The organism is Atopococcus tabaci DSM 17538, assembly GCF_000429585.1.
Taxonomy (GTDB): domain Bacteria; phylum Bacillota; class Bacilli; order Lactobacillales; family Carnobacteriaceae_A; genus Atopococcus; species Atopococcus tabaci.
Genome location: NZ_AUCD01000081.1, coordinates 1 through 9351, shown reverse-complemented (window position 1 = coordinate 9351; position 9351 = coordinate 1). Strand labels below are relative to the sequence as shown.

Here is a 9351-nt window from a genome sequence, read left to right as displayed (position 1 = left end):
GGAAGTTGAATAGGTTTACGTCCACATTTTTGTTTGTTTTCTTTGTATTCTAGATAAATATCGATCGCTGTTTTACCCGTTTTCAACTTCCTGATTACTCTGTAGACTGCTTCATGACCTCGCTTAAGCTTTTTAGCAATCTCGCGACCACTGAGATTAATGGCAAAGTATTCTTCTATGAATATGAGTTCTGTTTTGGTAAGATGGGTGTACGACATGTATGGTGCACTCTCCTTAGCTTTGGTAGGTTAATTTGAGTGTATCATAACATGTCTTTTTTCTGTCTCGCTTAATTATACAATCCACGACCCTAAAAATAAAAAATATCGATCGCGTATTTTCGTAAAAGACGGGCAATTTGTTTTAGCAAAAAATAGCGAGTTACGTAGACCTGTAGACTCCAGTAAGAACTGGAAAACTGGCAACTTTTTCAATCGATACAATAATATGATTGATAATTATATTGAGGATGGAAAAGTAATTGAAGAAAATGGGGTCTTAAGAACAGTAATCAATATGTCTTTCGATAGTCCTTCTCGAGTTGCTGAATTAATATCAGGCCAGTCTACTAATGGGTGGCTGTTCTTTGATGATTTAAATGAGTTAAGAACTATGGATTAGATATAAAAAGAGGATACAATCTTTTTATATAGCTTATAAGTGGATATTGCGACCCAAAAAAGCCAATTGTGCGTAAAAAGGCACCATTTAGTGCGCTTATTAATACCAATCATTGCAACAAGATTACCACAACACACCTAATTATGATTTTTTATTAAGACAGTCCACTGGGGGCTGTTTTTTCATTTACAACCATCAACTAAAGTGATATATTTGTCACATAGGGAGATAAATATATCACTTTCGAGAGGTGTAAATAATGAAGCGAACATTGAGTAACAAGAGTTGGCTTATTGGGCTGCTGGGATTTTTGGGATTTTCGGGAACTAATGGACCCCCGGCTATGTATCTATTTTTTGCGTTTTTTGGAGGATTACAATATTACTGGTGGTATAAATTAGGTGCCGAGGAAGATGAACGTTTAATAGAAAATCGCAATATCGCGGGAACGATGGCTTTTCGCATTGCTTTCTGTTTTGGATTTCTAGGCAGCTTGGTATTAAGTTTTCTTTCTCACGATTATGAATTTTTATATCGAGCTGAATTGATTATCTTAGCATTAACCTTCGCCTTGGGAACAAATTTGTGGGCGTATTTGACTTACAAATATGATACGGGTGAGTAATTATGACGACTTTTACAACACAGATAAAAAAATATCGTCTATTAAAAGATTTAACCCAAGAAGAACTTGCACAGCGTGTGGGCGTTCGTAGAGAAACGATTATGCGTTTGGAAAACGCAAAATATAATCCTTCACTGGAATTAGCCGTTCGAATCGCTAGAGAATTGGACGCTTCAATTGACGACTTGTTCCATTTTGACTTTGAAAAATAATGGAGATGAAAAGAGTTAACAGGACAATACTTAGAGTATTGATTGGTTTGATTTGGATCATCGGTGCAATCGTATGTTTAGTTAAAGCTAATTTTTTAATGGCTGCTTTGTGTTTGTTAGTTGGCGTAGTATTTGTTACCGTAGCTAAAAGAAAACCAATAAGAGGGGAAGATTATGAAAGACGAACTACTATCAATCAAAGATTTAGGGGTATGGTATGAAACGGGTAAACCCATTATCAGGAATTTGGATTTGACAATATATAGAAATCAAGTCGTTGGTTTGATTGGGCGAAATGGTGCTGGGAAAACGACTTTAATCAAAATGATTGCCTCGATTCTCGGCACTTATCACTTAGAAAGTTTTCTGTGGTTCAGAGAAAAATCAGATGTACAGTCAAACAACTTCAAATTGAATCGTTCAATTATATTTGACGAAGACCACTCTTTTGAGTATTTTACCTTTCGGGAATACCTTGAATATGTATTTGACTCCTATCAAAAAGCTGTACCTGATATAACAGAATTAGTAAGAGGATTCGGTTTCACTAACCATCAAGATACTTTGATAAAAGATCTCTCTACCGGGAATCGTAAAAAAGCTTTTTTAATTACAGGATTTGCATTGAGACTCCCACTACTAATTTTAGATGAACCCGTGAATGGTTTGGACTTTGACAGTACAGAATTTTTGTATCAACTAATTAAGAATTATAAAGAATACGGATCGGTTTTATTTTCTTCGCATGTCATGGAGAGTATCACAATGACCGCCAACCAAGTTTTGATCCTAGAAAACGGAAAAATCAGTCAAACTTTTGAAGGCGCTGATGTGGATGGCGATTTGATACGAAAGGCGCTGCAAAACCATGAAAACTATTAAACTTTTAAACCGACAATTGATGGGGAAATCTTATCATTCTTTAGTTATAAGCCTTTTAGCCAGTCTTTTCGTTTTTTTACTAATGTCAGTTTCAGGGGTTTATATCGTTGTTAAACCTTTCTTCTTTTATGCTTGCATTGGATTGTTTACTATGGGTATCGCAAGACAAACAACGAAATCAATCATTAACGATGGGAAGTTACACGGCTTACTCCAGCTTCCCTTTATAAAGAATCGTTTTCTCAGTTCTTTGGTATGTTCTACCTGTCTTTATGTTTTAGGCACTAAAACATTGATTGTGTTCTCTCTTTTTTCCAGTGTGATGGAACCAAAGCTCAATGTACTCTTTTGTAGCCTTCTCATCAGTATCTTTTGTTGTATCTATGGGATGTTTTTTGCACTTCCGTATAAATTACCGCAAATACTCGCGGTATTCAGTCTAATAGCATGTGGCGTATTTGCTTGGTTGGGCAAGAATGATTTAGTCTTACTTACTTCATTCATCTCATTGTCTATGGCTGGGATCTTTTATTTTAAAAGTAATCCCTATGACTTCTTACAATTACCAGTTTTTCGTAAACATCAAACTTTCTTATCACGGGGAAATTTCATCAACTATTTATTTAGATATTTCATGTTTCATAAGAATTATCTGATTAATAGTGCGTTTCTAATTGCTTTGGCCGTTTTCTTGCCATTTATGTTTTTGAATATGAAAATGGGCACTTTCTATCTTTTGGGTTTGGGAATTTTGAGTATCAATACACCACTGTCGATTTTATTTTCAAGCAACCGAACGTTACTTGATAAAGTAAAGTCGCTTCCGAATCAAAAAAGGAAAATTATTGTGCCATACTTTCTTCTTTTACTAGTATGGAATTGCATTCCGAGTATGATTTACTTATTTATCTCAAAACTGTTGAGTCAACCATTCGGAACAGAATATAGCCTCTTAGCTTTGAGTCTAATTGTTATAAACAGTGTTGGTGTCGTACTTTTGGAATGGTACTTTCCTTTTAAAAATTGGCACGTGGAAAGTGATCTTTGGCATCATCCTCGAAAATATATTATGCCAAGTATATTAATAGTGCTTACCATGTTGGTGCTGATAAATAAGGTGTTTTTAGTAGGTATTGGCCTTTTAGCACTGTGTAGCATAGGGCTATTACTGATTGTAGTAAACTAATTGCTCTAAAGGCTAAAAACAAATCAAAAAATTCTATATAGGAGACAACGTTATGTTCCAAATCCATAAAACATTGAAAATGAGTTTTGAAGGTTTTTCCCAAAGAACAATAGTGCCGGATAACTTGAAGACAGGTGTCATTTCCCATAAAAAATTCGAACCAATTTTGAATCAAAGTTATCGTGAAATGGCTGATTACTACAACACAGTTATTGTTCCTGCACGAGTAAAGTCACCAAAAGATAAAGGCTCTGTTGAGGGTTCAGTAGGCTATATTTCACGTCAGATTATCGCAGCATTGCGTAACATTCAGTGTTTTTCTTTGGAAGAGCTAAACGAAGCAATTATTGAAAAAGTAAATGAACTAAACGGAATGCCTTTTCAAAAACGTCCCGGCTCCCGTAGGAGCATTTACAACGAAGAAGAAAAGTCCTTTATGTCCCCACTTCCAGCTAAGGCTTATAGACCAGCGGAATGGCGAGTCGCTAAAGTACAGAAAAATTATCATGTCCAGATCGAATACATCAATTATTCGGTTCCGTTTGAATACCTGCAAAAAGAAGTCGATGTACGTCTCACAAAAGAACTGGTAGAAATCTATTACAAAGAAATGCGTATTGCTTCTCATAAACGTATTCACGGCGTTCAAGGACAGTATTCAACCAATCCCAATCACATGCCGGACAGTCACCGGGAATACTTTAATCATACACCAGAATCCATGCGGAAATGGGCGGAAGAAATCGGACACTATACAACGCTATTAATCAATCATATTTTGAAAAACAATGTTGAAAAACAAGCTCTGAATCAATTAATGGCATTGAAAAATATTAGGAAAAATACTTCAGCAGTTGCCATTGAGGAAGCCTGCAAAACGGTGTTATCAGTGAGTATCGCACCAAATATCCAACTTTTAAAAGAAGTAATTAAACGTCAGAAAGAAATGAATCAAAGAAACACTACGAGTTATTTGAATGAAGAAGCTACGCAAGATTATGGATTTACTCGTGGTGCAAAATATTTTGGAGGACTAAATAATGTTAAATAGCGAATCGGTTCGCAAGCTTTCAGAAATGAATCTCCAAGGCATGGTTGAAGCCTACCAAAGTAATCAAAACAATAAAGATTTTGATAAACTTTCTTTCGATGAGCGCTTTGAATTGATCATTGATCACGAGTACAGTCGCCGTCAATCGAATAAATTGAAACGCTTGATTGGTAGCGCTAAATTTGTAGAACCTACTGCCTGTATCGAAGATATTGAATACTATCCCGATCGTAATCTTGATAAGCATTTGATTTCACAACTTAGTACTTCTAACTATATTCGAGATCATCACAACATTATCTTGATGGGTGCATCTGGTAACGGTAAATCATGGTTAGCGTGCGCCTTTGGAGTACAGGCTTGTCGGCATTTCTTTAAAACCAAATATATTCGTTTGCCGGAGCTTTTGGATGAATTAGCAGTAGCCAGACACTTGGAAGATGGCAGCTATCGCAAGTTGATCGCCAAGTACCGAAAAATTGATTTATTGATTTTAGATGAATGGTTACTAACATCATTAAATATCGAGCAAACTACTGATATATTTGAGATTGTTGAAGCTCGTCTAAAACGAAATTCAACAATATTCTGCTCGCAATTTGCGCCTGAAGGTTGGCATTCTAAACTTGGCCACGCGCAAATCGCTGATGCCATCTTGGATCGTATCGTGCATGATTCTTATCAGATCGTAATAGATGGTAACGTTTCAATGCGAGAGCGCCACGGATTAGCTAATCAAAAATAATAAAATGGACGCTTCGATTTTGAGGTGTCCATTTTTATGTTGGCACCTGTCCGCACTTAGTGGTAACAAACTCCGCAACAGCGGCTTCAGATGTATGCAGTATCCAACCACCAAAAAATCTTCACCCTCACAGTCCTTGGCTTGTTTATTTTTGGCGGTGGGCTGTCGTCGCCGACAGTCAAAACAGTTGTAAAAATTAGTTACTCTTTTGCCTGTCGCTAAAATAGTGTACCGCCAAAAAACGCTCGAAAGAATTTTTTCTTTTGCTCGCTTGTTGCTTTGTAAGAATAAGTAGCTATTCTGCAAATAACCCTAATATTTCGTATTTCTCTAAAAAACCAGTGTTTGAGAAGGAAGTTCTACGCTCATTTCAGATTGATCTATGGGTAACTATCCATGAAAATGCCTGTAAACCGCTCTTTTTTCAGTTTTTTTAAAGAGAGAGAAAATAAAAATAAAATACCAACTTTTTACGTATATTAATAACGAAGGACTTAAATATAGGATGATCAAAGGAGGCGTTCTTATGTATGAAGACGAATGGAGAGAATACTATGCAACCAAAAATGAGAGCATACATATTACGAGAAACGAACTCATTTTCCAATGCAATGAAGGATCGCTTTGTCTACTCATAAAACGGAAATTGAAAGAATCATGCATGCATTGGCACTTAAACTCTTATTACTGGAGTTAAATTCATATGATTTTTAATCTGCAAAAAAGTTTATAGCACCGTCGTTTATACCAGAAAATATAACAAACGCCGCATTGTTTTTTTGTGCACTTTAATAATCTATTCAACTAAGGAATTAAGCTGGCTGTCAAGAGAGTAATATCGTATTGAATCTCAGGTGGAAATTTTCTGCGGTATCTTTTTTGACTGAAATGACAGTAGTGTCTTTTGGGGATTGTGTATGTAAGTATTTTTTAAAATCATTTTAACAAGTTTTGGACAAAAATTCTCATGAAAAAGCAGAATTTAAATAGCATGATAAATTAGAGAAGATAGTTTAATGTGCTTATAGGAACACCCCACTTTTACAGTCACAATCAATAACCTTGCTACTTTCTTTCGAAATTGATAAGAGTCTAAAGGATTGACAACGGTTGATAGTGAGCATAAACATAATGTACGCTAGTTAGTTTACAAGTGCAAACTAAAAAAGTATGATGTGTCGTCTCTGAAATTCTCCCTGATTCAAGTCATAACCAGAGTACATATCGGTTATTTTTTGATTCCATATTTTTTCCTTTATGTGCTGAGGATTAAGGGATACCAATTGTAATTGCGCGTTATATGGTCTTTGTTTAGAATCGCTCTCCAAAAAGCCAATTTATTTGCATAAAATTTTAGATGTGGTACCATTAATTATAATTATTATAAATAAGAAGTAGGTATCATTGTTTCAGTACAAAGACTAGGAGGAATGGAAGATGGAAATAGACTACAAGGATCATGGGAAGAAGCCGTATATCATTAATATTGAAGACGCCACCACAGGAAATGATAATTACCGGACGACCATTTGGACAGGCAGTAAACTGCAAGTCACCGTAATGTCCATTCAACCGGGCGATGACATCGGTTTGGAAGTGCACGAAGGCATTGACCAATTTATCCGTATTGAAGAAGGAGAAGGCGTGTGTAAAATGGGGCCTTCTAAAGATAACTTACATGTTCAACAAAAAGTGACGGATGATGACGCCGTATTTGTTCCGGCGGACATGTGGCACAACATTGAAAACACCGGTGATAAGCCGCTCAGACTGTATACCATTTATGCTGGTCCAGATCACCTTGAAGGAACGGTTCACCCTACTCATGAAGACGCCAAAAACGATCCAAACGAACACTGAGGTACACTAGGATGAAACAAAAGCCCTGCACCCGTATGGATGGTCCACTGGTGCAGGGCTTTTTTATAAAGGAGAGAAGTGGTATGAGTGATTCATTGTTTCAATTAGAGAAGGTTGGTTTTCAAGCAAACGGAAACCAAATCCTTCAAGATATCTCTTTTACAGTAAACAAAGGGGAAGTGATTGTTTTTTCTGGTCCTTCTGGAAGTGGAAAAAGTACCCTTTTGAAATTAATTGGTACGCTGCTTTCCCCAACTTCCGGAAAAATTTATTATCGAGGTACGGATCTGCAAAAAATCGATCCTGTGGAGTATAGAAAAGAAGTCTCTTATTTCTTTCAAAACGCTTCTCTATTCGATGAGACAGTTCAAGAGAACTTGTCTTTTCCTGCCCGCATAAGAGAAGAAGGATTTGATCGGGAACGTGCAAAAAAATTGTTAGAACGAGTTCAAATACCTGAAACTTACTTATCGAAAGAGGTCAAGGAACTATCAGGAGGGGAAAAACAACGGGTTGCATTGGTCCGAAATTTGATGTATCAACCGAAAGTGTTGCTCCTGGATGAAGTTACCAGTTCATTGGACCAAGAAAACAGAGCGATTGTCCTTGATTTAGTCCGAGACATGATGAAAGACCAACAAACTACGGTGTTGGCCGTCACTCACAACCAGGAAGAAATCGACCAAGCTTCTCGTCTGATTACTATCAAAGGTGGAAAAATGGAGGAATCGAAATGACAAACAATTTGGAAATCAGTAATCTTTCTTTGCTTTTATCCTCTGTTCTCTTGATAGTTGCCTTGTTGATTGATTACAAAGAGAAATTGGGATTAGGAAACGACATTTTTATTGCGGGAATTCGCGCTGTCGTTCAATTATTCCTTATTGGATATGTATTGAGCTACGTATTACGAGTGGATAACAACTTTCTCACTTTAGCGATGGTTTTGTTCATTGTGTTCAACGCTTCTTATAACGCCCATACACGCAGTGAGGGGATCAACCGCTCTTTTAAAATTTCAACGACGGCTATTGGAGTAGGAACAGCCTTGTCCTTACTCATTCTTGTTTTTTCAGGAGTCATTGACTGGACCCCTTCCCAAATCGTTCCAATTACAGGCATGATTGCCAGCAACGCCATGACTGCGATTGGAGTGACCTATCGGTCTTTGAATTCAAAATTTACGGACCAACGCCAACAGGTATTGGAAAAATTGGCATTGGGAGCCAATAAAAAACAAGCGTCCATGAGTATTGTAAGAGAAAGCGTCAAAACGGGCATGGCTCCTTCTATTGACCGAACAAAAACGGTTGGACTTGTCAGCCTACCAGGTATGATGTCAGGGTTGATTTTTGCGGGAATTGATCCTGTTCAAGCGATTCGTTACCAAATTGTTGTGATGTTTATGTTGATTTCAGTTACTGCGATTTCTTCGTTTATTGCTAGTTATATGGCTTACCGTGAGTTTTATAACAATCGCAGTCAATTAATTATATGATTTGGGATGATACACTACTCTTAAAACCAGTGGTTACAATTTTATATAGAAAACTTACCAAAGTTTGTTGATTAAAAATAGAGTGAATAAGAGACGGAATAACCCCTCTCATATTCGTTATGTTTTTTAGTTAAATTCCATAACTTAATAGTTTCAAAACGAACTTTCTAATTTTAATTGTCTCAAAAACAATAAGTTATGAAACCGATAAATTAAGTAAAAAAAGCCAATTAAGTGTAAATTGTAATTTTATTTTGCATTAAATTTAAGGGGTGCTTTGCACTAATAAATCGAGTAGGAGACTAGCCATTAATTGGCTAGTCTCCTACTCGATTTAAAATAGTCCTTTTTTCAATATTTGATTTGTCAAATTAAGCGAGACAAAATATCATTGTCTACATGATCTAAGAAACACTCAAGTGGTGTTCGATAATTTAATGACTTTCTTGGAATGTTGTTTCTTCTAGAAGAAACGCTTGAAATGTACTCTTGTGTAACTGAATTGAAATCCATTTCTTTTGGTAGACCGGTTTTTCGTAGTAACCCATTTGAATTTTCATTTAGAGCTCTTTGAGAGGGCGTGCCTGGGTCTGCAAAATAAATGTCGATATCCTGTTGATTGCTGATGTTTTTCCAGTTTGAAAATTCTTTCCCGCAATCAAAAATAATCG

Annotated in this window: 10 protein-coding genes and 2 pseudogenes; 10 read left to right on the top strand and 2 right to left on the bottom strand. The window is 36.4% G+C overall.

From position 1 onward, the window contains the following. Positions 1–218: pseudogene (locus G470_RS0110310) on the bottom strand (IS30 family transposase); the annotation flags it as partial. Between the two features lie 662 nt (positions 219–880). On the opposite strand from G470_RS0110310, the gene G470_RS0110305 reads away from it, so the two are divergent. From G470_RS0110305 to G470_RS0110260, 10 genes and pseudogenes are all read left to right on the top strand, one after another. Beyond that, a complete protein-coding gene (locus G470_RS0110305) occupies positions 881–1246 on the top strand; it encodes a DUF3796 domain-containing protein (RefSeq protein ID WP_028274738.1) in 366 nt (121 codons plus the stop codon). Between the two features lie 2 nt (positions 1247–1248). After that, positions 1249–1458: a helix-turn-helix transcriptional regulator gene (locus G470_RS0110300; protein ID WP_028274737.1), complete on the top strand. Its 210-nt coding sequence runs from the start codon at positions 1249–1251 to the stop codon at positions 1456–1458. Between the two features lie 174 nt (positions 1459–1632). Then, complete coding sequence (locus G470_RS0110295) at positions 1633–2340, top strand: ATP-binding cassette domain-containing protein (RefSeq protein WP_028274736.1); 708 nt, start codon at positions 1633–1635, stop codon at positions 2338–2340. Continuing rightward, complete coding sequence (locus tag G470_RS0110290; protein ID WP_028274735.1) at positions 2327–3526, top strand: hypothetical protein; 1200 nt, start codon at positions 2327–2329, stop codon at positions 3524–3526. Before G470_RS0110295 ends, G470_RS0110290 begins: the two co-directional genes overlap by 14 nt. 52 nt (positions 3527–3578) lie before the next feature. Continuing rightward, positions 3579–4577, top strand: a complete 999-nt coding sequence (locus G470_RS13385) for a Mu transposase domain-containing protein (protein ID WP_051258545.1) — start codon at positions 3579–3581, stop codon at positions 4575–4577. Continuing rightward, positions 4567–5322 (top strand): IS21-like element helper ATPase IstB, encoded by a 756-nt coding sequence (gene istB / locus G470_RS0110280; protein WP_028274734.1) that lies wholly within the window; start codon positions 4567–4569, stop codon positions 5320–5322. Before G470_RS13385 ends, istB begins: the two co-directional genes overlap by 11 nt. Before the next feature lie 526 nt (positions 5323–5848). Beyond that, a pseudogene (locus tag G470_RS13380) lies at positions 5849–6036 on the top strand (hypothetical protein). Positions 6037–6759: 723 nt separating this feature from the next. Next, on the top strand, positions 6760–7182 hold the full coding sequence (locus G470_RS0110270; RefSeq protein ID WP_028274733.1) for a cupin domain-containing protein: 423 nt from the start codon (positions 6760–6762) through the stop codon (positions 7180–7182). A gap of 83 nt (positions 7183–7265) precedes the next feature. Further along, positions 7266–7919 (top strand): ABC transporter ATP-binding protein, encoded by a 654-nt coding sequence (locus tag G470_RS0110265; protein WP_002307505.1) that lies wholly within the window; start codon positions 7266–7268, stop codon positions 7917–7919. Then, on the top strand, positions 7916–8680 hold the full coding sequence (locus G470_RS0110260) for an ABC transporter permease (protein ID WP_002311027.1): 765 nt from the start codon (positions 7916–7918) through the stop codon (positions 8678–8680). The genes G470_RS0110265 and G470_RS0110260 overlap by 4 nt, the downstream gene beginning before the upstream one ends. A gap of 366 nt (positions 8681–9046) precedes the next feature. On the opposite strand, the gene G470_RS14245 is transcribed toward G470_RS0110260, so the two are convergent. Next, positions 9047–9351 (bottom strand): IS30 family transposase (locus G470_RS14245; RefSeq protein WP_156908066.1); only part of this gene is annotated, 305 nt, incomplete at its 5' end.

What these genes read in the sequence shown, in the direction of transcription:
- G470_RS0110305 (WP_028274738.1), top strand. Translation starts at nt 881, where the DNA reads ATGAAGCGAACATTGAGTAACAAGAGTTGGCTTATTGGGCTGCTGGGA.
- G470_RS0110300 (WP_028274737.1), top strand. Translation starts at nt 1,249, where the DNA reads ATGACGACTTTTACAACACAGATAAAAAAATATCGTCTATTAAAAGAT.
- G470_RS0110295 (WP_028274736.1), top strand. Translation starts at nt 1,633, where the DNA reads ATGAAAGACGAACTACTATCAATCAAAGATTTAGGGGTATGGTATGAA.
- G470_RS0110290 (WP_028274735.1), top strand. Translation starts at nt 2,327, where the DNA reads ATGAAAACTATTAAACTTTTAAACCGACAATTGATGGGGAAATCTTAT.
- G470_RS13385 (WP_051258545.1), top strand. Translation starts at nt 3,579, where the DNA reads ATGTTCCAAATCCATAAAACATTGAAAATGAGTTTTGAAGGTTTTTCC.
- istB (WP_028274734.1), top strand. Translation starts at nt 4,567, where the DNA reads ATGTTAAATAGCGAATCGGTTCGCAAGCTTTCAGAAATGAATCTCCAA.
- G470_RS0110270 (WP_028274733.1), top strand. Translation starts at nt 6,760, where the DNA reads ATGGAAATAGACTACAAGGATCATGGGAAGAAGCCGTATATCATTAAT.
- G470_RS0110265 (WP_002307505.1), top strand. Translation starts at nt 7,266, where the DNA reads ATGAGTGATTCATTGTTTCAATTAGAGAAGGTTGGTTTTCAAGCAAAC.
- G470_RS0110260 (WP_002311027.1), top strand. Translation starts at nt 7,916, where the DNA reads ATGACAAACAATTTGGAAATCAGTAATCTTTCTTTGCTTTTATCCTCT.